The following is a 21,717-nucleotide window of genomic DNA, read 5'->3' as shown; positions in this document are numbered from 1 at the left end:
TTATAATTACTACCAAAGAGCACAATCTGCTAAGGCTGTTGTGCTCTTTGGTGTAGTAAAAAAATTCTATTTTAACCAAAATAATGTAAATTATACTTACAACCTCTTTATAAGCCAGTGATTTATCCACTAGCTTTTCTGAGAAATAAGCTGAGTAACTTTAGCGGTAATCTTTTTTCTATTGGTGATTTTTCTTTTTTTAGGTAGAATAGTCAAGAAAGCGTGCTCAAAAAGTCGGCCGCTCTAGGAGGATAAAAGATGAGTTTTTTTGGCAACATTGATTTTAACGTACTATCTGATACAGATCAGGCAATTTACCATTATATGAGTAGCAATGCTGATAAAATTCCTTATATGCGAGTCCGAGATATCGCACAGGAATCCCATACTTCAGCGTCTTCTGTTATGCGGCTAATTCGAAAACTAGGCTATGAGAGTTTTACCGAATTTCGTAGCCAATTTAGTGTGCAAGCAGCTAAAAGTGAAGGTTTTGAAGAGGCATTGACTATTTTAAGTCGTGAACGTTTTCCACGAGATATCCAAAGTAAGTTAAATCAAATCGTAGAGAAAATCCAATACTGTGAAAATATTATCTTTTTTGGAATTGGTGCTTCTGGATCAATTTGTGAATATGCTGCACGACGCTTTGCATCCATTGGATATAATAGCTATCCTTTAATTGATCCTACTTATCCTATTATGTCCAAATTACAAAATACCAGTGATAATATTTTAGTAACACTATCTGTTTCAGGAATGACAAATGAAGTCGTAGAAGTGGCCAATGGTTTTCGCAATAAAGATGATTTTTTAACAATTGCTATTACTTCGGATATCAACTCTACTCTGGGGCGGATGTCAGATTATGTTTTGGATTATCATGTCGATGTAAGGCGAGTAAAAAAACATGAAGATTTAACGAGCCAGATCCCTTGTATCTTCTTGATTGAGCAGTTGGCAGAACGTTTACAAAGGCAAGAAGATGAATTACACCAAAAATAAGTTACCAAAAACACCATGTGGTACAAGCGGTACCAGGATGGTGTTTTTTTCTTTTTACTGATTCTGATGCCAGAGTTCCTAAAGTTTATTGAGGAATAAAACGCTGCCAATTATACTAAACGTAATTAAGAAAATGAGGTGACAAAAAATGGCAAATAAATTTCCAAAAGATTTTTTATGGGGTGGAGCAGTCGCTGCCCATCAAGTTGAAGGTGCTTGGAATGTTGATAAAAAAGGTGTTAGTACTGCTGATGTTATGACAGCTGGTGCAAACGGCGTAGCGCGAGAAATTACAAAAGGAATTATTGAAGGAAAAAATTATCCTAACCATGAAGCGATTGATTTCTATCATCACTATAAAGAAGATATTGCGCTATTCAAAGAGTTAGGGTCAAAGGCGTTTCGTACATCCATTAACTGGACGCGGATTTTTCCAAATGGGGATGAAGAAAAACCAAATGAAGCAGGGCTACAATTTTACGATGATTTATTTGATGAACTGTTAAAAAATAATATTGAACCGGTAATCACACTATCGCATTTTGAAATTCCGTATCACTTATACGAAAAATACGGTGGTTTTACGAATAAAAAGCTCATTGATTTTTTTGTTCACTATGCTAAAACCGTCATGACACGTTACAAAGACAAAGTGAAGTATTGGATGACCTTTAATGAAATCAACAATCAAGCAGATGGCCAACATACGCTACATACATGGACTAATTCAGCTTTATTATTCGAAGAAGGGGACAATAAAGAAGCCTTAACATTTCAAGCTGGCTTAAATGAACTAATTGCCAGCGCTAAAGTTGTCAAGTTGGGCCATGAAATTAATCCTGATTTTCAAATTGGCTGCATGATGGCTTATGTACCCGTTTATCCCTACTCATGTAATCCAAGTGATTTAATGGCTTCAGTGAAAGTGATGGATCGTCGTTTCTTTTATTCGGATATTCATGCTCGGGGGATTATTCCAGCTTATGCCCAAAAATATTGGGAACAAAAGGGGTATGAGATTGAAATCACACAAGAAGAACGGCAAGCGTTAAAAGAAGGGACCGTTGACTATATTGGCTTTAGCTATTATATGTCAGGTGCAGTTACCACGCTACCAGACGTAGCAGGCGATGAAATTACAGAATTTCCAGAAGCTAAAGTGGTTTTAAATCCATATGTTTCAGCAAGTGATTGGGGTTGGCAAATTGATCCTGTCGGTTTACGCTACACATTAAATATCGTTTATGAACGGTATAATCTGCCACTTTTTATTGTGGAAAATGGCTTTGGTGCGTACGATAAATTAGAAGATGGGAAGATTCATGATCCTTATCGCATTGATTATTTACAAAAACACATCGATCAAATGGAATTGGCAGTAAATGTGGATGGAGTAGATTTAATGGGGTATACGCCTTGGGGGGTAATTGATTTAGTCAGCTTTGGTTCAGGTGAAATGGAAAAACGTTATGGTTTTATTTATGTTGACAAAGACAATGCAGGAAATGGGACTTTGAAGCGTTTGAAAAAAGATTCTTTTGCTTGGTATCAAAAGCTGATTCAAGAAAACTAGTTTAAGAGGAGCAAGTATGGAAAAAACAAAGCTTAAAGCAATTTTAGCTGATTTAACTTTGGCAGAAAAAGTGGGACAGTTGGTTCAAGTCACACCAGACTTTTTTGGTAATCCAGGAGAAATCACGGGTCCAATGTCACAGTGGTCAATGAATAACGAGCAGCTTTATCAGATTGGCTCTGTTTTAGGGACCCACCGTAGCGATGAGGTCAAAAAAATTCAAAGAGATTATTTGGCAAATAGTCGTCATAAGATTCCGTTAATTTTTATGGCAGATGTTATTCATGGCTATGAAACAATCTTTCCGATTCCACTGGCTTTAGCAGCTAGTTTTGATGCGGCTATGATTGAAAAAGTAGCTGCTGCTACAGGTGCTGAAGCAGCGACAGAAGGGGTTCACGTAACTTTTTCACCTATGGCAGATTATGTTAAAGATCCACGTTGGGGCCGAGTTTTAGAAAGTAATGGAGAAGACCCTAGACTTTCTAAAGTGCTAACAGAAAGTTATGTTCGGGGCTATCAAGGAGATAATCTTGCTACTGAAGAAAATCATATTGCCGCTTGTGTGAAACATTTTATTGGTTATGGAGCCGCTGAAGGCGGTCGCGATTACAATACTGTGGATATCTCGGATGTTGAAATGTATCAAAATTATTTACCTGCTTTTGAAGGTGCAATAGCTAGTGGTGTCAAAATGGTGATGACGTCTTTTAATAGTTTCAAAGGCATTCCTGTTACTGCCAATAAAAAGCTCATTCAAAATGTTTTGCGGCATGAATTAGGTTTTAAAGGGGTTCTTATTTCAGACTGGGCCGCAATTGGGGAATTAATGCAGCATCGTGTAGCTGAAAATCCCCATCAAGCAAGTTACAAAGCTTTCACAGCGGGGATTGATATTGATATGATGACCGATTGCTACTTGCAAGAGCTAGCTGAAATCATTCTCGCTGAAAATCTTACAGAACAACTAGATGAAGCTGTATTACGGGTATTAAATTTAAAAAATGATTTAGGCTTGTTTGAAAATCCGTATCGTGGTTTAAAAACGCAGGTTGATAAAACCAAATTAAGAAAATTAGCCTATAAAGCAGCTCTTCGTTCGGCAGTTCTTTTAAAAAATGAAGGAGTCTTACCTCTTAAAAAATCAGAGAAAATTTTATTAATTGGGACCAAGGGAACGACCCAAGATGTTTTGGGAGCTTGGTCATGGATTGGGGATAGACAAAAAGCTGTCAGTCTTGCAGACGGACTGACAGCTAAATTTCCTCAAATTGTAGTGATGGAAATTGACGATAATCAAAAAGATTGGCAAACAGTTATAACGGCTGTAAAAGAAGCTGATAAAGTACTTTTAGCTGTTGGTGAAACCAGTGATGAGGCTGGAGAAGCGGCTAGTCGTGCAAATTTGGAATTGTCTGGGGTTGAACAAAAATTAGTGGCTGTGGCCGCTCAAAATAATCCGGCTACGATTTTAATTACATTTAGTGGACGACCACTTGTTTTAACACAAGAAGCAGCAAAAACAGCAGCAATTATTTCAGGCTGGTTTTTAGGCAGTGAGATGGGTTCTGCATTAGCTGCGCTATTAAGCGGAGAGGAAAACTTCAGTGGGCATTTACCAATGAGTTTTCCCCGCAGTGTCGGTCAACTACCATATTCTTATCAGGAGATGTCGACAGGACGTCCCAAAACTAAAGACAATGGTCAAGAGAAATATATTTCGCGCTACTTGGATGAGGAAAATGGACCGTTATATGCTTTTGGTCATGGTTTATCTTATAGTCGTTTTACCTTTAGCGATTTTTCTTTATCACAAAGTAGTCTTGCAAAAGGAGAAAAAGCAACACTTCGTTTTACCGTTGGCAATGACTCACAAATTCCTGGTTTTGCCTTGCCACAAGTTTATTTTCAAGATGAGGTGACTGAAATGATTCGTCCTAAAATCGAATTATTAAAGTGGAAACAAGTCTATCTTGAAGCAGGAGAGTCAAAAACAATTTCATTTGTTCTTTCACCTAAAGATTTTGCTTACGTTCATGAAAACTTAAAAAGATATTCAGATCCAGGTGAAATTCAGCTGTTTTTAGCCACTAGTGCAACTGAAATTGTGGACAAGGTACAGTTGCAACTGCTTTAAATCTATTTTAAAGGTAACGCTTTGTCTAAAATTAAATAATCTTATCAAGCTTGACTTAAAAGCTTGGTAAGATTTATTTCATAACTTTAAACCTATCAGTGGTACAACAGGTACCATTTTGACATTTTTTTCCAAAAGTTGAAACGAAAACCAACTCGACTGTAAACTGTTGTTTTTGAAAACGTTTTTATTTATGATATGAATGTAAAAAGTAACACATTCTTTTTTATTTAAATAAAATAAAAACGTTTTTATTTGGGAGGAGTTATGAAAGAGAGGGTCACAATTCGGGAAGTCGCAAAAGAAGCTAACGTTTCTATTGCAACTGTTTCAAAAGCGTTAAACGACGTTGATGTGGTGAAACCAAAGACAAAAGAAAAAGTTATTGCAGCAGCAAAAAAACTTCATTATACCCCCAATTTGATGGGGAAAAATTTGAAAGCAAAGCGCACAAAAATGATTGGTTTTTATACGCATACCATTATTGGTCCTTACTTTAGCACTTTGATAGAAGCGATTGTAAAAGAAGCAGAAAAACATCACTACGGGGTGAATGTCATTATCTCTTCTGATAAACAAGTTTTAACTTCACATCTGTTAGGGAATATGGTGGATGGTTTTATCGGTTTTGAAGATTTAATTGATGATGAGGCGCTCAGTACAATTCAATCAGAAAGAATTAATGCTGTATTTATGGATCGACAAATCAATGATCGTAGTATCAGCAGTATTGTTTTTGCTTCTCGTAAAGCAGGAAGACTCGCTACAAAAGAGTTGATTGCAAAAGGACATCAAAAAATCGGTTTTTTGCCGGGACATCCTGGCGTTTATGACAGTGATGAGCGTTACTTAGGTTATATTCAAGCGATGCGCGCTGCCGAGCTAACTGTAAATGATACTTGGATTATCCCTGGATTATTTGAAGAAAAAGCGAGTTTTGAAAATATCGATCACTATTTAAAGACAACCGACAAAAAGGATTGGCCGACAGCATGGATTGCCGGTAATGATTTAAGTGCAATTGGTGTCATTAAAGCTGTGGAAGCAAACAATCTGCAAGTTCCTAATGATTTTAGTGTAATTGGTTTTGATGATATCGAGTTATTACGCTATTTCAAGCCGCGAGTAACTACTGTTCAAAACCCGATTAGAACACAAGGAAAAGAAGCAGTGATAGAGCTTTTGGCTTTAATTGCCGGTGATAAAGCTGGCGAGAATAAAATTTTAGATTGTCGTTTAATCCGCGGTGAAACGACAACAGCAGTCGAGTTGCAAAAATAAGATTAGAAATTAGGAGGAAAATATGTTGGAAGCAAAAGCCAAACCAACCCTAGGGGCACGTTTTAAAAAATGGTGGCGAGATTTTGGACACCAATGGCAATTACAGTCGATGGCAATTCCTGGGATTGTTTATATGATTATTTTTAGTTTTATTCCTATTTACGGCTTAGTGATTGCCTTTAAAAATTACACCGTAATTGACACCATTGACAGTGCGCAGTGGGTGGGATTTGAAAACTTCAAAATCATTATGGAAGATAAGTACTTTTGGCAATCGGTTGTGAATACATTGGGCATTAGCGCATTGAAACTAGCCTTTGGATTTGTCTTACCGATTATTATCGCCGTGATGATTTATGAATTACGAGACAGTGTCTTTAAGCGGGTGATTCAAACAATTTCTTATCTACCACACTTTTTATCATGGATTATTTTAGGTGGGATGATTATTACCTGGTTTTCTTCAAACGGGATGATCAATGAGTTGTTAAACTTCATCGGTATCCAGACGAAGCAAAATCACATGCTAGACGTTGGTAAATATTGGTGGATTGCTTCTTTATCAGATGTTTGGAAAGAAGCTGGATGGGGAACAATTTTATATTTGGCCACGATGGCGCGTATTGATCCAACGTATTATGAGGCTGCCAAAATGGATGGTGCTTCACGACTACGTCAAATTTGGAGTATTACGATTCCAATGATTCGCAATATCATTTCGTTAAATTTGATCTTAAGTGTAAGCGGTTTATTCAATTCGAATTTAGATCAAACTTTAGTTTTGATGAATTCTCAAAATCAGCCTAAAGCAGAAGTCATTAATTCTTACGTTTATCGTGTTGGTTTAATGCAAGGAGACTTTTCTTATGCAACAGCCGTGGGACTTGGAATCTCAATTATTTCAGTTATTTTGTTAGCTGCAACCAATATTGTTACGAAAAAATTAAACGATAATCAATCGGTCTTGTAAAAGGAGGAAACGTAATGGAAAAAAGAAGTTTGTCACTCGCTAAACCCAAAAGTAACGTTGTACAAGATAAAGACAGTAAAATCTTCAACTTTGTTAATGTTTTACTCCTACTCGTTTTTACAATCATTATTATCGTGCCGGTTTGGAATATCGTAGCGTCATCTTTTGCCTCAAGTGATGCATTGGCAAAGGGGGATTTCGTTTTCTGGCCTTCAGAAATCTCATTTGATAATTATCGCAAGGTTTTAGGCGATGCTTCCATTTGGCAAGCGTTAATTATTTCAGTGGGAAAGACAGTAATTGGTGTTTTAGCCCATACCGCATTTTGTGCCATTATGGCTTATGCTTTATCAAAACGAAATTTAAAAGGTCGGGGATTGTATTCCACGATGGGAATTATCACCATGTTCTTTTCTGGTGGGATGATTCCAACATACTTATTGATTAAATCTTTAGGGCTATTAAATACTTTTTGGGTCTACATTATCCCAGCCCTACTTTCTTATTACGATGTTATTATCTTGATGAACTTTTTTAGAGATGTACCAACATCTTTGGAAGAGTCAGCTAAGATTGATGGAGCAAGTGATTGGGGCGTATTTTTGAAAATCTTTGTGCCTTTATCTAAACCCGCATTAGCAACAATTGCCCTTTTTCACGGGGTTTGGCAGTGGAATGACTTTATGACAGCTAAATTATACGTAACGGATAAAGCATTATATCCTTTGCAAATGAAATTATACGAAATTATTACGCAATCACAAGCAGCATCCCAACAAGGCTTAAATGCGGCGGTCGAAATTAGCACAACATCTAAGGGGGTACAATTGGCAACTATCGTAGTCACGACCGTTCCGATTTTAATTATTTATCCATTGCTACAAAAACATTTTATCTCAGGCATGATGCTTGGGGCAGTAAAAGAATAGGAGGAGTAATAAATGTTTAAGTTTTCAAGCAAAAAAATCGTAGGGACTTTGGCACTGGCAAGCGTAGTCTTAGCATTAGGAGCCTGTGGTAGTAAAAAAGATGAATCAACAGCAGAAAAAAAGGTGGATCTCCCCTCCATTGAAGACCGATATAAACCAGATGAAAATACACCAGCCTGGAAATTAGATACCAAAAAAGAAGCGACCAAATTAACTTGGTACGTAAACGCTGATTGGTGGAATACAGAATTTGGTAAAGATATGGTAACTAAAAAAGTCAAAGAAGATTTAAATGTCGATATCAAATTCATTACTGGTGATGACACCAAATTAAATACGTATTTTGCTGGCGGAGATATGCCAGACATTGTGACTATCTTTGACTCCAACTCACAAGTAGCGCGTAAAGCAAATTCTTGGGCATTACCATTACAAGATTTAGCGAAAAAATATGATCCATATTTTAATAAAGTAGCCCGTCAAGAAACATTAAATTGGTATAAATTGTCCGATGGAAAATCTTATGGCTATCCAGATTATTCCAATACGCAACAAGACTTTGATAGTGGGGATATTTTTGCTCGAGATGCATTTATTATTAGAAAAGATGTCTATGAAGCAATTGGAAAACCCGACTTCACAACACCAGAAGGCTTTGTGGCCGGTATGAAGAAGATTAAAGCACAATTTCCAGATTTAATTCCATTTGGATTTAATGATTTTGCTAAAGATGGTTCTTCAAATGGCTCAATGGATAGCGTTGTACAAGATATGCTAGGTGTCCCTTATACAAAAGATGGCAAATACTATGACCGTAATTTAGATTCTGATTATATTAAATGGGTGAAGGCTTTCCGTCAAGTTCACCAAGATGGCAATATTTCTGATGATACTTTCACAGATGATGGCGATAAATTCAAAGAAAAATTACAAACTGGTAAATATGGTGCTGTTATGATTGGCTCATTTGTAAACCAAGGGATTCCATTACAAACCTTTAAAGCTGCAAATCCAGACAGCGAATATATTGCAATTGACGGCATTCAAAGTACCCAAGGTAACAAAGCAACATTAACACAAGCTGGTATTTCTGGTTGGATGATTAACTACATTGGTAAAAACTGCAAAGATCCTGCTAAAGCAATGCAAGTGTTCACTTATCTTTTAAGTGATGAAGGTGAAATGTTAACAAACTTTGGTATTGAAGGACAAACCTATACCAAAGAAGGCGATAAGGTAAAATGGACCGATGAAGCACGTAAAATTCAACAAGATGATCCTGAAAAATGGCAATTGGAGTACCGCATGGGTGAGTTCATTCAATTTGGTCATGACCGCTTTAAAGCAATGAATGATGATTCATACGTCGATGCAGTGAAACAAATGCAACAATGGGGTGAAGGAAAATTAACTTCACAATTTTTAACAGAAAATATTGGTCCTGATGCGGGTAGTCAAGAAGCGCGAGCTTTAAGTGCAATCCAAACAAATTGGAGCACAACTCTTGTAGGTATGTTGCGGGCAAAAGATGACAAAGAACTAGACGGTTTGTTAAATAAATACGAAGATTTCCAAAAAGATAATAAGATTAATGATGTAAATAAAGTTCGTAACGATAAAATTGAAGAAAATAAGAAAAAATTAGACATGTAATTTTTCTAGGAGAAGCAGTTTTGCTTCTTCTATACATAGAACAAGTAACCAAGTAATCTGTGACAAAAACAAGGAGGAAGTATCATGCAAAAAATATTTAGTACCGATGGCCTAATCTATGGCGGGATGGAGCGGCTCTATCAAGTATTGTTATTGAATGTTATTTTTATTATTTCTTGTTTGCCACTTTTTACTATCGGTGCTGCAATCAGCGCAGCATATGGGACTGCTTATAAATTAACCGAACATAAAGAAGGTGTTTTATATAAAACGTACTGGCACCAATTCAAACAAAATTTTCCTCCAGCTACCAAAATGTGGCTACTGATAATCGCGATAGTTGGTGGTATGCTTTTTACTTTACCGTATTTCCGTTATCTCATTGTGGGAAATAAAGTTGCTTATTATATGGTCATGATGGGGCTTACATTTATTATTTTGCTGAGTTTGTATCTTTTTCCACTAATTGCCCGTTTTGAAAATACATTGGCCGCAACTGTTACAAACGCTATGATTTTATCGTTAAAACATTTACCAATCAGTATTATTTTATTTTTTGTAACGGTGGGCGGGCTGTTTTTATTGCCGGTATATTTACCCAAGTTACTATTTGCTTGGCTCTTTATTGGATTTGGGTCAGTATTTTTTATTAATGCAAAATTACTCCTAAAAGTTTTTAGTCAATACGAGAATATGAAAGAGGGAAGTTGAGAATATGTACGTAGGGTTTGATATTGGTGGAACAACCGTGAAATACGGTGTGTTAGATGAAACAGGAAATATTCTAGAAAAAGCTGCAATTCCGACAAATTATGATTTAGCCGAGTTCTTAGATGAATTAGTAGCAATTGTGGAAAACGCGCAAGAACACTATAAAAAAATTGATGGTATTGGAATTAGTGCACCAGGTATTATTCAAAAAGATGGCTATATGCAGACTGCCGGTGCGATAAAACCTTTTTATGGTGCCAATATCAAAGTTGAGTTAGAACGACGTACCGGTCTTGCGGTTTCAATTGAAAATGATGCGAATGCTGCAGCAATCGCAGAACGTTGGATCGGCAATGCTATTGGTTTGGATAATTATTTGTGTATTGTATTGGGTACAGGTATTGGTGGCGGTATTGTTATTAATGGAGAAGTATACCGCGGAGCCCATGGCATGGCTGGTGAATTTGGCTGGAGTATTATAGATACTCTACCAAAGAGCGGCGATATTGAAGAGGTGTCATGGAATAAGCGTGCAGCAACAGTTGGTGGGCTTTGTTATCAATATAATTTAGCGCAAAAAGCAGCCGATAAGAATGCTATAGATATCTGGGATGCACGAAAAATCTTTGCCAAAGAAGCAGCAGGCGAAACACTGGCACTAAAAATTGTCGATCAGTTTTTAACCGATTTAGCAGTCGGGATGCTAAATTTAATCAGCTGCTTTGATCCGGAAGTGATTTTATTTGGCGGTGGCATCAGCTCCAATAAGGAGTTTAATGAACGCTTCCAAATGAGACTAAGTGAAGTAATGAACCGACATGAGTCAATTCATTATTTAAAAGATCAAATAATCGCAGCTGTACGTCCGGCTAAATTACAAAATGATGCCGGTATGATTGGTGCTGTCTATCAAATTCATCGCCAAGTGACGCAAAAACAGTTTATTTAACTGCTCTATTATCCTTAGAGTGCTTAAAAAAATACAAGAAAATAATAACATTTATGGAATTGTAATAGTTGTTTTTATCAGCTGCTTCATTTATTTTTTTAAGAATTGCGAATTTTTTAAAAAATTGGTATTGACCTTTGCGAACGTTTTCTTTATAATGACGAATGTAAATAATATTATTTCATGTGACTAGATAATACTAGGCGTGGAAAGACTCACTTCAAGCGATTGGTTGAAGTTGGTTTTTTCACGTCTATTTTATTTCTTTGGTTGCAAAATACTTTCTAAAATCTGCAGAGGTGAACCATGAAAGTTAAAAAATTATTGAATCAAAATGCAGTCTTAATCGATGACGATGGTCAGGAAAAAGTTGCAATTGGTAAAGGAATTGGCTTTAACAAAAAAAGAAATGATCTCATTTTTGCAAAAGAAGTCGAGCGGATGTTTGTCATGGAGCCAGACTCCCAGATGAAATTGCAAAATCTGCTAAATCAAATTGACGAGAAATTTTTATTTGCTGCAGAGCACATCGTCAATCATGCAGAAATGATTTTAATGGAAAAATTAAATGAACACGTTTTAATTGCTTTAACAGATCACTTGGCATTTAGTGCAGAAAATATAAGTAACGGCATTATTGTACGTAATAAATTGCTAAAAGAAATTGAAGTACTCCACAAAGAAGAATTTGGGATTGCACAATGGGCAGTAGATTATTTAAATAGTGAGCTTAAAATTCCTTATAGTTATGATGAGGCAGGGTATATTGCTATCCATTTACACAGTGCGCGTAATGGCGAGCGGAATAACCATCGTAGCATTCGGGAAGTCACAATTGTTTCAGAAATTATGAACTTAATTGCCAAAGAGTTGCAAATTGATTTATATGCAGAAGCAATGGCACTGAACTACTCACGTTTGGCTAATCATTTGCGTTTGTTATTGCAACGTTATCAAAAACAGCAATATGCGGTTTTAGACGATGAAATTGTCGAAATGGTACGAGAAAAGTACCCGGAAAGTTATGAAATTGCCAAAAAAGTTCGAGTCATGCTGATTAAACAGTATCAATTGGCGACTTCCAGTGAAGAATTAGGCTATATTGCAATTCATATTGAAAGATTGAAGCGCGTAGCCCAAAAAGAAGAGGAGAATTAAAAATGAAAGCATATTTACAACGAATTGGTCGCTCTTTAATGTTGCCGGTCGCAACCTTACCAGTAGCGGCACTTTTTATGGGAATTGGTTATTGGATCGATCCGAGCGGTTGGGGTGGAAATAATATTTTGGCTGCCTTTTTAATTAAAGCAGGGGGCACAATTCTAGATAATCTAGGTATTTTGTTTGCCGTTGGCTTAGCTTATGGTATGTCAAAAGATAAAGATGGCGCTGCGGCATTAGCTGGTTTGGTAGCCTTTTTAACACCGATGACATTGGTAAATAGTCAAGCAGTTGCGCTATTTACCAAAGTAGACGTTGAAAAAGTCAACGTAGCTTTTGGTGCAATTAATAATAAAAATGTATTTATCGGGATTTTAGCCGGTTTAGTAGCTGCAGCGATGTATAACCGTTTTAGTGGCGTGAAATTGCCAATGGCGTTATCTTTTTTCAGTGGTAAACGAGCAGTTCCAATTGTGACTGCCGGTTTAATGGCAATTATTTCGGCATTATTAATTTTTATTTGGCCACCTGTTTATAACGCATTAGTAGCTTTTGGCGAAATGATTTCAAGCATGGGACCATTAGGAGCAGGATTATATGGCTTTTTCAATCGCTTGTTAATTCCAACTGGTTTACACCACGCGTTGAACAACGTATTCTGGTTTAACTTAGCTGGGATTGACGATATTGGTAAATTCTGGGCAAGTGAAGGAACAAAAGGAATTACAGGGATGTATCAAGCAGGATTCTTCCCGGTTATGATGTTTGGTTTACCAGCAGGAGCTTTAGCTATTTATCAATGTGCTAAACCGGAAAAGAAAAAAGTAACAGCTTCTTTAATGGTCGCTGCTGCTTTTGCCTCTTTTTTCACCGGGGTTACTGAACCATTAGAATTTTCATTTATGTTTGTTGCATGGCCTTTATATGTCGTTCATGCTGCTTTGACAGGAATTTCAATGTTTATAGCTGCGGCTTTCCATTGGACAGCTGGTTTTAACTTTAGTGCCGGCTTTATCGACTTCTTCTTGAGTTTGCGGGTGCCAATTGCAAACAAACCCTATATGTTAATTGTTTTAGGAATAATTATGGCTGTAATTTACTATGTAACGTTTATGTTTGTGATTAAGAAATTTAACTTAATGACGCCAGGTCGTGAAGAAGACGACGATGAAGCCACTGAGGATATTGATCAATTCGTTGCCTCTGGCGACGATAAGTTTGCTGCTATTGCCAATCAAATTTATAATGCATTGGGTGGGGCTGCAAATGTTACGGCAATTGATAATTGTACAACCCGCTTGCGTTTACAAGTAAAAGATACAGGATCTGTCGATCAAGGTAAGATTAAAAGAACAGGCATGCCAGGGGTCAAAGTTATTGATGGAAATAATATTCAAGTTATCGTGGGGACAGAAGTACAATTTGTTGCCGATGAAATGACACGCTTACATCACGGTGGAGCAAAACCAACCAATGCCGTAATAAAAGAAGCAGCCAGTGTAAAAGCGGCTAGCAAAAAGCAAGATATTTTTGCAATTAGTGATGGAACAGTAAAAGATATTACTTTAGTAAGTGACGATGTTTTCTCGCAAAAGATGATGGGAGAAGGCTTTGCAGTTACACCGACTGATGATGCAGTATTTACACCAGTCGCTGGTGTTATCACTAGTGTTTTCCCAACAAAACATGCTGTAGGAATCAAAGCAGATAACGGCTTAGAAATTCTTGTTCATATGGGAATTGACACAGTCAGTCTAAAAGGAGAACCCTTCACTGTTTTTGTAACCGAAGGGCAACAAGTTGGCCATGGCCAAATGTTAGCTAAAATGGATCTCGCTAAAATAACAGCCAGCGGCAAAGATACAGATATCATGGTAGTTTGCACCAATAGTAATGAACTAGCTAAACTAGAAGTATCATCGCAAATTTCCCAAGCAAATGATGTGATTGGAACGATAACAAGTAAATAATTTTATTTAGGAGAAAAGACATATTCGGGTAATTGTAGTGACCTCAAAAGGTTGGATTTTTAATCTAACTTTTTGGGGATCGACACAAAAACCAGTATGTCTTTTTTTGTAATTCTTTTAAGCTAGATGCCTCCGCTCTTTTGCAAAGACTGTCTCTGTGTTAAAATTAGCGAGTATGAATAAATTAGGAATAGGTGGCTTTTTATGAAAAAAATCATCATTAATGGGGGCCGTAAACTTCAAGGTGAAGTAACAATTAGCGGTGCCAAAAATAGTGCAGTTGCCCTGATACCTGCTGCAATTTTAGCCGACTCCCCTGTTGTTTTAGAAGGTGTACCCGATATCAACGATGTTCATTCCTTGATGGAAATTTTAGAAATTATGGGCGTCAAAGTCCAATTTGAAAATAATACGATGACCATTGATCCAACTGGGATCATCTCCATTCCAATGCCAAGTGGTAAAATTAATAGCCTACGTGCTTCTTATTATTTTATGGGAGCTTTATTAGGTAAATTTGGGGAAGCCGTTGTCGGATTGCCTGGGGGCTGTTATCTAGGACCTCGGCCAATTGACCTTCACGTTAAAGGATTTGAAGCATTAGGTGCAAAAGTCACCAATGAACATGGTGCAATGTATTTAAGAACTGAAAATAAAGAATTAAAAGGTGAACGCATCTTTATGGATGTTGTCTCAATTGGTGCAACAATCAATGTGATGTTGGCAGCAGTGAAAGCTAAAGGGCGGACAATTATTGAAAATGCTGCACGAGAACCAGAAATTATTGATGTTGCAACTTTACTTAATAATATGGGGGCAAAAATTCGGGGTGCTGGCACCAACGAAATTAGAATTGATGGTGTAGAAGAATTACACGGCTGTCGTCATGCAATTATTCCTGATCGTATTGAAGCAGGAACTTATTTGGCTCTTGCAGCTGCTTGTGGTGATGGCATTAAAGTTCACAATGTTATCTACGAACATTTAGAAAGCTACATCGCCAAATTAGAAGAATTAGGTGTTCCAATGGAAATCAGTGAAGACACCATTGAAGTTTTCCCCGTTGAAAAATTAAATCCTGTCCACATCAAAACATATCCTTATCCAGGCTTTGCAACTGATTTGCAACAACCGATTACACCACTATTAATTAAAGCAAGTGGCACTTCAGAAATTATCGATACGATTTATTCCAAACGAATCAATCACATCCCTGAACTGGTCCGTATGGGTGCTGACGCCCAAATTGAAGGCAATATGATGATTTTAAATGGGCCCAAACAACTCCATGGCGCTGAAGTTATTGCTTCTGATCTAAGAGCAGGAGCTTGCTTAGTTATTGCAGGTTTAATGGCAGAAGGTACCACGACAATTACTAATGTTGAATATATTTTACGTGGCTATGACCATATTGTTGAAAAATTAACAGCGCTAGGTGCTGATGTTCAAATGGTAGAAACAGAACGTGAGGATCGGGCATGAAAAAAGATTATTTAACGATGGCGGAGCTAGAAAACAGCACGCTAAAAGATATTTACCAATATGCTAAACAGTTTAAAATTCCTTATTACAGCCAAATGAACAAAAAAGAATTGTCTTTAGCTGTCATTCGCGCACAAGCAGAAAAACAAGGTTTCTTTTACATGGAAGGTGTTTTGGACATCGTCGGTCAAGACGGCTATGGTTTTTTGCGCCCAATTAACTATGGCCCTAGTGCGGAAGATATTTATATTTCTTCTTCTCAAATTCGCCGCTTTGGCTTGCGTAATGGAGACAAAGTAGCCGGGAAAGCTAGACCACCAAAAGAATCCGAACGCTATTATGGTTTAATGCATGTGGAAAGTGTTAATGGCAAAGATCCTGAAGATGCAAAAGAGCGGCCACATTTTCCTGCGTTAACGCCACTTTATCCTGATCGCCAAGTGAAATTGGAAACAAAACCAGGTCGTTTGGCAACGCGGATGATTGATATTTTTGCCCCAGTAGGTTTTGGGCAACGTGGCTTGATTGTCGCGCCACCTAAAGCCGGTAAAACTAGTATTTTAAAAGAAATCGCCAATGGTATTACCGACAACTATCCAGAGGTGGAATTAATTGTTCTCTTAATTGATGAACGACCAGAAGAAGTAACCGATTTAGAACGCAGTGTAAAAGGCGATGTTGTTTCTTCAACTTTTGATTTACAACCACAAAACCATACCCGAGTTTCTGAGTTAGTTTTAGAACGGGCGATGCGTTTAGTAGAAGACAAACGGGATGTTGTAATTTTAATGGACTCCATTACCCGTCTAGCTCGAGCGTATAATTTAGTCGTACCGCCAAGTGGCCGCACATTAAGTGGGGGGATTGATCCAGCCGCTTTATATAAGCCTAAAAAATTCTTTGGTGCTGCCCGTAACATCGAGGAGGGCGGTAGCTTAACGATTTTAGCAACTGCTTTAGTAGATACAGGCAGTCGCATGGACGATGTTATTTACGAAGAATTCAAAGGAACTGGCAATATGGAACTTCATCTTTCACGAGAATTAGCCGAACGCCGCATCTTCCCAGCGATTGATATTAAAAAATCAGGTACTCGTAAAGAAGAATTATTGATGGGGACAGAACAGTTAGAAGAAACATGGAAATTACGTAACAATATGGTCGGCGATTCCCTTGAATACACGGATCAGTTTGTTCAATTTATAAAGAAAACAAAAAATAATCAAGCGCTTTTTGGCGCTTTTAAAGAAGTTTCCTTTGGTAAAAAAACACCCCGAAGAAATGTAAAAAGATAATTGCATCTCTGTTTAAAACGTGATAGTATATTCTTGTTGTAAATTAGACAAATAACTCTGGCGCAGCAAATGAACCAGGGCAAAGGAGCGAAAGTAAATGAAAGCAGAAATCCATCCAGATTACCATCCAGTTGTATTCATGGACTCAACTACAGGTTTCAAATTCTTGTCAGGTTCTACTAAAACTTCACAAGAAACAGTTGAATGGGAAGATGGCAACACATACCCATTAATCCGGGTCGAAGTTACATCTGACTCACATCCATTTTACACTGGTCGTCAAAAATTCACGCAAGCCGACGGACGTGTGGACCGTTTCAACAAAAAATACGGTCTCAAAGACGCAAACGCTGCTCAATAAGAAAAACGCTGATATATCAACGTTTAGCAGACTATCTGATAGGGATAGTCTGCTTTTTTTTGCTTTTGACCATACTTTTGACCTTCTGCAAATTTTCTTGATTTTCCTCGGTAGAACTCATGAAATCCGCAAAGCGATTTGCCGTTTCTTCTGTTTGTCTTTTTGTGACATGGGTGTAAATATCCATAGTCGTTTTAATATCTGTATGTCCAAGGCGAACTTGAACTTCTTTGAGAGAAGCTCCGGATTCAAATAGCAAACTACAATGGGTATGACGAAAACCATGAGGTGTGATACGTTTTAAGTTATTTTCATTTATGATGATTTTTAAGTTGTGATTTACATAATCTAAATAAAGCGGTTTATTTTCTTCTGATACAAATAGGAGCTGTTCACCATTTTTTGCCGGTTTGATTCCTATTTTTAGAAAATATTCTTTTTGCTTCAATTGCCATTGTTTAATCACTTGTAATGTTTCAGAGTCTATCGAAATTGTTCGAAGGCTCTTTTCTGTTTTGGGAACTTGGAATTTGATTTCCCATTTATCACATGTGGCTAAGGTTTGTTTGACGGAAAGGGTTCTTTTTTCAAAATCAATGTCTTTCCAACGTAAAGCTAAGAGTTCACCTTTACGTAATCCTGTAAAAGCTAAAATCCGAAAAATTGGATAAATAGGATCTGGATAGTTTTTTGCAATTTCGAGGAACTCCAATAGTTCTTCCTTTTCATAGTAAGGTGCGGAATAGCGTTCTTCGTCAATTCGCTTTTTACGTTTTGGACGAATTACAGCATCCATGGGGTTACTTCGAATGAGCCGTAAACTCAAAGCATACTTGAAAACCGATGAAGTCAAACCAATTAAGTTGGAATATTTCTTGTAATAGCTATACCAATGATTTACTTGTTTTTGACAGTATGGAATTGAAATTCTTGAGATTTTCAAATTGCCAAAAAAAGGGAAGATATGCTTTTTGTAAGCTAATTTTTGGGCGACATAGGTACTTTCACGAACCGTATTTTTGTATTGTTCAAACCACTCATCTGCCAATTCTGAAAAAAGGCGTTGTGAATCTGTCACTACATCATTTTCTTCTACTTGCACCATCAATCGATTGTAAGCTTTTCTGGCTTCTTTCGGTGATTTAAACCCACGCTTGGTGGTGTATTTCTTTTTTCCTGTAACAGGATCAATGCCAAGATAGGCTTTGAACATATAGGCGATTGTGCCATTTTTCTTTTGATATTTTTTGATCATAATTGTCTCCTTTGATTCACTCGCCAGTATATCAAAGAGAAGATTTACTCCTTTCTTATGGGTATCATAGGCAGCCACAACAGGTAAGTCAAGGCTAGATTTTTAGACTATCTAAAAATAGTTTTACATCCTCACGGTCAAATCGAGTTTCTTTCCCAAAAGGAATGATTTTTAAACCATGATTAATCCAACTATTGAGGCGAGTATCCCCAATTTTTAGGTGTTGTTTTAATTGTTTCCTTGTTGGATAGGGAGGCAACTCGTTTAAGTTTGGTTGTTGCGTTTGTTCTTCCTCAATTTTTTGCTTCGTTAATTGAACAAGTTCTTCAATTATTTCTTGATTAAATTCAATCGGTACAGTAACAGTCATATTTTTACCTACTTTCGAGATTCATTTTTTTATTTTTGTATAGCGAACAATGCTTTCTTGAAAATCCATCACTTGTTCAGGATTCCCACCTTCATTTATCGCACTGTGAAATATTGGACGTCTTACGAGATACTCATTGGTATAAAGCACGTCTTGATTTGTGGTATCAAAAGGTTGATCCACGAGTTGTTTTGTGACGCTGGGCACTTTGAGGTTACGGGATTTGAAGAACGCTTTTTTCTTGTGCTCTTTCATGTCTAAATCTTTATCGAAGTACTTGCTGATGTAGCGCCCACGATTTTCGATACTATCCACATCAATCTTGTTGATTTTGACAAATCCATGTCCCCAGATCGTGGTAAGACGATTGACGGAGATAAAAGGAAAGTCAAAGAGGATAATGTGATAATGGATGGCGCCTCGTTCTTGTTTTTCCCACGTGGCAAGGTATTTTAGATTTGCTTTTTTTGTGTGATAGAGTTCGTAGTTTAGTCGTTTGATAAATTTTTTAAATTCATTATTCGCATAGGCAATGTCTTGAATGTTTTCTCTGAAAGTGAGGGTTAAAAATTTTGTTCGATTGTCAAAGTTCATATCTACGAGTCGGGCAATTTCAAAACGCATATTTTGATAGTATTTTTGTTTTCGTTTTAAGCTGTCGTATTGTCCTTGTGCAGATAATTCATCGTAGTTTTTTCTCTTATCAGTTATGGTATTTTCTTCTTCATAAAGCCAAGCTAATCCTTTTTTTCGTTTTGGATTGGGTTCAATATTTTCTGTTTTTTGTTTAGGAGTAATGATTGCTTCATAATCATAAATTTCAAGGTACGTGGGAGTTTCAATGATTTTTTGATTATAAGCTTTCAAAAATCATCACTCCTTGATGTGTATTCAGTTGTCAAAGAACCATCATTTTTCGCCTGATGTTGTTCTATAAATCAAGTTAAGGGGAAGGCCTGCTTTGCAGTCCTTCTAGCCTATGTGTTTATTGGGCGGTTTTAACGGACAGAAACGGCTCTGTGGGCGCTGCCCTGCCGTTCCCGCCCTAACCACCCAACAAACCCACAGGGGAATTAGTTTTGTGCAGTGGGGCCTTGCTTTTTCGGAATCAAGGTTGCCGCATCTGCCGTGGCCGATAAGCCATAGCTGACAAATTGACCATTTGAACGTCCCCAAGGTGCAATCACTAAATTAGTAAATGTAACCATAGCTAAACCTTGTTGATTAAGTTCTTCCAGCGTGATCACAGGATGTTCAGATTTGACTTTGACACTGATTTTTTCGTAGCGCAGTTTCGGTAGGATACATTCGTAGCTCCAACCTAGAATTTCCCCATCTTTTTGCCAGCGAGTAACATTAACGACTTGGTATTCTTTTTCGAGTTTTTCTTTTGGTAAGGTAAGATCATTGATTTTAATTGGCATAATAGCTCTCCTTTTTAGATATACGATATTTTATACGATTGACTTAAAAAAATATAGACGGCCATCTATGATTTATATTTTATACGTTTGTTTATACGAAGTCAAGAGAATTAGCAAAAAATATATACGAAATTTTATACGAGTGATATAATGGGGAAAAATGATAAGGAGGAAGTAATCTATGTTTGGTTTATTACAACCGGATAAAGTGAAGGTAGGACAACGAATCAAAGAAATCAAAGAGAGTATGAATTTGTCCTTTACAGAGTTGGGCAATCGCTTGGGGATAAAGAAACCAACAATCAGCTCGTATGTTCAAGGTTATGCGTTGGCCCCTGAAAGTGTCATTAATCAATTATCGAGTATTAGTGGGAAACCAGTAGGCTGGTTTTACTTTGGTGACGTTGAAGAATATATTGCGGACTATTTGCAGTTAAAAGGACAGAACAGGATTGTGCAAGAACATCCTGAAGTTGTGAAAGCAATCAAAGAAGAGTTTTACACTGGGGAGTTTAAAAATCCTGCCTGGGAAAATGAAGTCGGTTATCCTTGCGAGGAATTCATTGATGATTATTTTTATGAGTTACAGCAAGACGTAATCAAAGAAGAAATTGAAAAACTGACAGCCAATAAGATTGCTCGTTTACCATTTGCCAGTGAATTATCTAATGCGAAAAAAGATGAAGCAATCTTCGTCATTACAAGCTCAATCTTAGAGTATATGGACGTAGCAGGCGAGTTCAATTATGAAGATAAAGAAACGATGGGAAAGTTAGTGAAGGCAGAAATCGCTAAATTTAATTTTTATGCAGATCGAGTATTCGATGAACGCTATCTGATTGGTAAATTGATCAATGTTCTTGCGAATAATCAAGAAACAGTACAGATGATAAATCGTTTATCTCAAGAACTGACAGATAAACCTTTTACCAATATATTTGGTGGAGAAGAGTTAATCAAAACAATTCAGACGTTGCGTCCAGCTTTGATTAAGCTGTATGAAGAAGTTGGTTCAGATGAGTTGGAAGATTGGTTTAAGAGTGAGTAAGTAATAAAACACCCGTGTTGAGAACAGCTATTTATACTGAATATAAATGTTTAATTAACAATTGTTTTTTTTAGTATTTTTTCAGCTTAAGTTTAAAAGGTTTCTTTATACCAGATTGCTTCAAGAGATTACTTTTGTTTGTTCTC

Annotated in this window: 19 protein-coding genes; 15 read left to right on the top strand and 4 right to left on the bottom strand. The window is 37.0% G+C overall.

The window, feature by feature from the left end; translation table 11 throughout:
* Nucleotides 1–258 precede the first annotated feature (258 nt).
* From P3T75_RS09760 to P3T75_RS09695, 14 genes are all read left to right on the top strand, one after another.
* The gene (locus tag P3T75_RS09760; RefSeq protein ID WP_016172683.1) at nucleotides 259–1,002 is read left to right on the top strand and encodes a MurR/RpiR family transcriptional regulator; all 744 of its coding nucleotides are present in this window, start codon (nucleotides 259–261) and stop codon (nucleotides 1,000–1,002) included.
* 148 nt (nucleotides 1,003–1,150) lie between these two features.
* Complete coding sequence (locus P3T75_RS09755; RefSeq protein ID WP_282461459.1) at nucleotides 1,151–2,575, top strand: 6-phospho-beta-glucosidase; 1,425 nt, start codon at nucleotides 1,151–1,153, stop codon at nucleotides 2,573–2,575.
* A gap of 16 nt (nucleotides 2,576–2,591) precedes the next feature.
* Nucleotides 2,592–4,712 (top strand): glycoside hydrolase family 3 N-terminal domain-containing protein, encoded by a 2,121-nt coding sequence (locus tag P3T75_RS09750; RefSeq protein ID WP_282461458.1) that lies wholly within the window; start codon nucleotides 2,592–2,594, stop codon nucleotides 4,710–4,712.
* Nucleotides 4,713–4,979: 267 nt separating this feature from the next.
* Nucleotides 4,980–5,993, top strand: coding sequence for a LacI family DNA-binding transcriptional regulator (locus P3T75_RS09745; protein ID WP_282461457.1), 1,014 nt, complete (start codon nucleotides 4,980–4,982; stop codon nucleotides 5,991–5,993).
* Nucleotides 5,994–6,015: 22 nt separating this feature from the next.
* A complete protein-coding gene (locus P3T75_RS09740) occupies nucleotides 6,016–6,963 on the top strand; it encodes an ABC transporter permease (RefSeq protein WP_016172679.1) in 948 nt (315 codons plus the stop codon).
* 14 nt (nucleotides 6,964–6,977) lie between these two features.
* Nucleotides 6,978–7,892 carry a carbohydrate ABC transporter permease gene (locus tag P3T75_RS09735; protein WP_016172678.1) on the top strand — a complete coding sequence of 305 codons (915 nt, stop codon included), beginning with the start codon at nucleotides 6,978–6,980 and terminating at the stop codon, nucleotides 7,890–7,892.
* Between the two features lie 12 nt (nucleotides 7,893–7,904).
* Nucleotides 7,905–9,545 carry a type 2 periplasmic-binding domain-containing protein gene (locus P3T75_RS09730; RefSeq protein WP_282461456.1) on the top strand — a complete coding sequence of 547 codons (1,641 nt, stop codon included), beginning with the start codon at nucleotides 7,905–7,907 and terminating at the stop codon, nucleotides 9,543–9,545.
* A gap of 84 nt (nucleotides 9,546–9,629) precedes the next feature.
* Nucleotides 9,630–10,256, top strand: coding sequence for a YesL family protein (locus tag P3T75_RS09725; RefSeq protein ID WP_282461455.1), 627 nt, complete (start codon nucleotides 9,630–9,632; stop codon nucleotides 10,254–10,256).
* Nucleotides 10,257–10,260: 4 nt separating this feature from the next.
* Complete coding sequence (locus P3T75_RS09720; RefSeq protein WP_282461454.1) at nucleotides 10,261–11,205, top strand: ROK family protein; 945 nt, start codon at nucleotides 10,261–10,263, stop codon at nucleotides 11,203–11,205.
* Between the two features lie 306 nt (nucleotides 11,206–11,511).
* Nucleotides 11,512–12,363: a PRD domain-containing protein gene (locus tag P3T75_RS09715; protein ID WP_282461453.1), complete on the top strand. Its 852-nt coding sequence runs from the start codon at nucleotides 11,512–11,514 to the stop codon at nucleotides 12,361–12,363.
* A gap of 2 nt (nucleotides 12,364–12,365) precedes the next feature.
* The gene (gene nagE / locus P3T75_RS09710; RefSeq protein WP_282461452.1) at nucleotides 12,366–14,336 is read left to right on the top strand and encodes an N-acetylglucosamine-specific PTS transporter subunit IIBC; all 1,971 of its coding nucleotides are present in this window, start codon (nucleotides 12,366–12,368) and stop codon (nucleotides 14,334–14,336) included.
* Between the two features lie 204 nt (nucleotides 14,337–14,540).
* A complete protein-coding gene (locus P3T75_RS09705) occupies nucleotides 14,541–15,818 on the top strand; it encodes a UDP-N-acetylglucosamine 1-carboxyvinyltransferase (protein ID WP_282461451.1) in 1,278 nt (425 codons plus the stop codon).
* Nucleotides 15,815–17,113 carry a transcription termination factor Rho gene (gene rho, locus P3T75_RS09700; RefSeq protein WP_282461450.1) on the top strand — a complete coding sequence of 433 codons (1,299 nt, stop codon included), beginning with the start codon at nucleotides 15,815–15,817 and terminating at the stop codon, nucleotides 17,111–17,113. The genes P3T75_RS09705 and rho overlap by 4 nt, the downstream gene beginning before the upstream one ends.
* Nucleotides 17,114–17,210: 97 nt before the next feature.
* Nucleotides 17,211–17,474, top strand: coding sequence for a type B 50S ribosomal protein L31 (locus tag P3T75_RS09695; RefSeq protein WP_282461449.1), 264 nt, complete (start codon nucleotides 17,211–17,213; stop codon nucleotides 17,472–17,474).
* 31 nt (nucleotides 17,475–17,505) lie between these two features.
* On the opposite strand, the gene P3T75_RS09690 is transcribed toward P3T75_RS09695, so the two are convergent.
* The 4 genes from P3T75_RS09690 to P3T75_RS09675 form a co-directional block, all read right to left on the bottom strand.
* Nucleotides 17,506–18,729 (bottom strand): site-specific integrase, encoded by a 1,224-nt coding sequence (locus P3T75_RS09690; protein ID WP_282461448.1) that lies wholly within the window; start codon nucleotides 18,727–18,729, stop codon nucleotides 17,506–17,508.
* Between the two features lie 94 nt (nucleotides 18,730–18,823).
* Nucleotides 18,824–19,099, bottom strand: coding sequence for a DNA-binding protein (locus P3T75_RS09685; protein ID WP_077452078.1), 276 nt, complete (start codon nucleotides 19,097–19,099; stop codon nucleotides 18,824–18,826).
* A gap of 21 nt (nucleotides 19,100–19,120) precedes the next feature.
* Nucleotides 19,121–19,966: a rolling circle replication-associated protein gene (locus P3T75_RS09680; protein WP_282461447.1), complete on the bottom strand. Its 846-nt coding sequence runs from the start codon at nucleotides 19,964–19,966 to the stop codon at nucleotides 19,121–19,123.
* A 206-nt stretch (nucleotides 19,967–20,172) separates the two neighbouring features.
* Nucleotides 20,173–20,523 carry a hypothetical protein gene (locus P3T75_RS09675; protein ID WP_104889217.1) on the bottom strand — a complete coding sequence of 117 codons (351 nt, stop codon included), beginning with the start codon at nucleotides 20,521–20,523 and terminating at the stop codon, nucleotides 20,173–20,175.
* A 181-nt stretch (nucleotides 20,524–20,704) separates the two neighbouring features.
* Between P3T75_RS09675 and P3T75_RS09670 the strand changes: the two genes are divergently transcribed.
* Nucleotides 20,705–21,571 (top strand): helix-turn-helix domain-containing protein, encoded by an 867-nt coding sequence (locus P3T75_RS09670; RefSeq protein ID WP_269015460.1) that lies wholly within the window; start codon nucleotides 20,705–20,707, stop codon nucleotides 21,569–21,571.
* The last annotated feature ends 146 nt before the right edge of the window (nucleotides 21,572–21,717 follow it).

It is taken from the genome of Enterococcus montenegrensis (assembly GCF_029983095.1).
GTDB classification, from domain to species: domain Bacteria; phylum Bacillota; class Bacilli; order Lactobacillales; family Enterococcaceae; genus Enterococcus_C; species Enterococcus_C montenegrensis.
The sequence above is the reverse complement of the archived record's forward strand: the minus strand, read 5'-3'. Positions and strand labels throughout refer to the sequence as shown.

Excerpts from the sequence above, each read along its gene's own strand:
- P3T75_RS09715 (WP_282461453.1), top strand. The coding sequence starts at position 11,512 with ATGAAAGTTAAAAAATTATTGAATCAAAATGCAGTCTTAATCGATGAC.
- P3T75_RS09745 (WP_282461457.1), top strand. The coding sequence starts at position 4,980 with ATGAAAGAGAGGGTCACAATTCGGGAAGTCGCAAAAGAAGCTAACGTT.
- P3T75_RS09685 (WP_077452078.1), bottom strand. The coding sequence starts at position 19,099 with ATGACTGTTACTGTACCGATTGAATTTAATCAAGAAATAATTGAAGAA.
- P3T75_RS09725 (WP_282461455.1), top strand. The coding sequence starts at position 9,630 with ATGCAAAAAATATTTAGTACCGATGGCCTAATCTATGGCGGGATGGAG.
- P3T75_RS09730 (WP_282461456.1), top strand. The coding sequence starts at position 7,905 with ATGTTTAAGTTTTCAAGCAAAAAAATCGTAGGGACTTTGGCACTGGCA.
- P3T75_RS09750 (WP_282461458.1), top strand. The coding sequence starts at position 2,592 with ATGGAAAAAACAAAGCTTAAAGCAATTTTAGCTGATTTAACTTTGGCA.
- rho (WP_282461450.1), top strand. The coding sequence starts at position 15,815 with ATGAAAAAAGATTATTTAACGATGGCGGAGCTAGAAAACAGCACGCTA.
- P3T75_RS09735 (WP_016172678.1), top strand. The coding sequence starts at position 6,978 with ATGGAAAAAAGAAGTTTGTCACTCGCTAAACCCAAAAGTAACGTTGTA.
- P3T75_RS09720 (WP_282461454.1), top strand. The coding sequence starts at position 10,261 with ATGTACGTAGGGTTTGATATTGGTGGAACAACCGTGAAATACGGTGTG.
- P3T75_RS09690 (WP_282461448.1), bottom strand. The coding sequence starts at position 18,729 with ATGATCAAAAAATATCAAAAGAAAAATGGCACAATCGCCTATATGTTC.
- P3T75_RS09670 (WP_269015460.1), top strand. The coding sequence starts at position 20,705 with ATGTTTGGTTTATTACAACCGGATAAAGTGAAGGTAGGACAACGAATC.
- P3T75_RS09675 (WP_104889217.1), bottom strand. The coding sequence starts at position 20,523 with ATGCCAATTAAAATCAATGATCTTACCTTACCAAAAGAAAAACTCGAA.
- P3T75_RS09740 (WP_016172679.1), top strand. The coding sequence starts at position 6,016 with ATGTTGGAAGCAAAAGCCAAACCAACCCTAGGGGCACGTTTTAAAAAA.
- P3T75_RS09705 (WP_282461451.1), top strand. The coding sequence starts at position 14,541 with ATGAAAAAAATCATCATTAATGGGGGCCGTAAACTTCAAGGTGAAGTA.
- nagE (WP_282461452.1), top strand. The coding sequence starts at position 12,366 with ATGAAAGCATATTTACAACGAATTGGTCGCTCTTTAATGTTGCCGGTC.
- P3T75_RS09695 (WP_282461449.1), top strand. The coding sequence starts at position 17,211 with ATGAAAGCAGAAATCCATCCAGATTACCATCCAGTTGTATTCATGGAC.
- P3T75_RS09755 (WP_282461459.1), top strand. The coding sequence starts at position 1,151 with ATGGCAAATAAATTTCCAAAAGATTTTTTATGGGGTGGAGCAGTCGCT.
- P3T75_RS09760 (WP_016172683.1), top strand. The coding sequence starts at position 259 with ATGAGTTTTTTTGGCAACATTGATTTTAACGTACTATCTGATACAGAT.